Annotated in this window: 2 protein-coding genes and 1 other annotated feature; both genes read right to left on the bottom strand. The window is 66.1% G+C overall.

Annotation, left to right across the window (positions count from 1 at the left end; translation table 11 throughout):
- Positions 1-17 precede the first annotated feature (17 nt).
- Positions 18-770 carry an IS3 family transposase gene (locus tag ABD093_RS18235; protein ID WP_343926290.1) on the bottom strand — a complete coding sequence of 251 codons (753 nt, stop codon included), beginning with the start codon at positions 768-770 and terminating at the stop codon, positions 18-20.
- Positions 684-812 (bottom strand) — a sequence feature (AL1L pseudoknot). It overlaps the preceding gene by 87 nt.
- On the bottom strand, positions 773-1,099 hold the full coding sequence (locus tag ABD093_RS18240; protein ID WP_081012756.1) for a transposase: 327 nt from the start codon (positions 1,097-1,099) through the stop codon (positions 773-775). Its footprint overlaps the feature before it by 40 nt.
- Positions 1,100-1,142: the final 43 nt, after the last annotated feature.

The following is a 1,142-nucleotide window of genomic DNA, read 5'->3' on the forward strand; positions in this document are numbered from 1 at the left end:
CCAGTCATAAGCAAGGGTCAGACCGCGTCGGCCGGGACTACCCCATCCTCGCGGGATCGGGTAGATAGAGACTGACAGTCATACGAGTCGCCGGTGGAGCCGACCGACGCGGCCGCGCCGGCCTCGGCAAGACGCTCGGTGTAGCGGATGGCGACGTATTGAACGCCCTTGTCACTGTGGTGCGTGAGCCCGGCGACGGCCTGGCCTGCGTGATCGCGGGTCCAGATGCCCATCTCGAGCGCGTCCAGCGCAAGGTCGGTTCGTAGCGATTTCGACAGCTGCCAGCCGACCACGCGGCGGGAGAACACGTCGATGACGAACGCGGCATACACCCAGCCGGCGAACGTGCGGCAGTAGGTGATGTCCGCGACCCACAACTGGTTCGGAGCGGTCGCGGTGAAGTCACGTTCGACCAGTTCAGGACGATCATCCGGGCCACGACCGGAGATCGTGGTGCGCGGGCCCTTGGCCCGGCTGATACCACGCAGCCCTGCGGCGCGCATGAGCCGCTCGACCGTGCAACGCGCCACCGAGATGCCCTCCCGCAGCAGCTGGGCGTGGACCTTCTTCGCCCCGTAGACGCCGAAGTTCGCCGCATGGACGCGGTGGATTTCGAGCAGCAGTTCCTCGTCGCGTAGTGCCCGTCTCGAGGGTGGGCGGGTCTTGAACGCGTAGTACGTGCTCGGCGCGATCTGCGTGCCCGCTGCGGTCAGCGTTCGACAGATCGGCTCGACGCCGAACTCATGCCTGTACTGGTCGATGTACTCCACGATCAACGCTGTGGGCGGTCGAGCTCCGCCGCGAAAAAAGCCGAGGCTGACCGCAGGATCGAGTTCGCCCTGCGCAGCTCACGCACTTCCTTCTCCAGCTCGACCAGGCGCTGGGACTCGCTGGTCGTGGTCCCGGGACGGTGCCCCTCGTCGACCTCGGCCTGCACGACCCAGTTCCTCAGAGTCTCGGGATTGATCCCGAGCTGCTCGCCCACACGGCGAAACGTGCCCGACCTCGTCGATGGATCGCGCCGTGACTGAACTGCCATCCTCGTGGCTCTCTCCCGAAGCTCGTCGGGGTACTTCCTCGGTGCTGCCATGCTCCTCATCCTCCCGTGGATTCAGAGCCTCCACCAGACCCGGGGCGATTCA

Source organism: Brachybacterium tyrofermentans, from assembly GCF_039526165.1.
Classification (GTDB): domain Bacteria; phylum Actinomycetota; class Actinomycetes; order Actinomycetales; family Dermabacteraceae; genus Brachybacterium; species Brachybacterium tyrofermentans.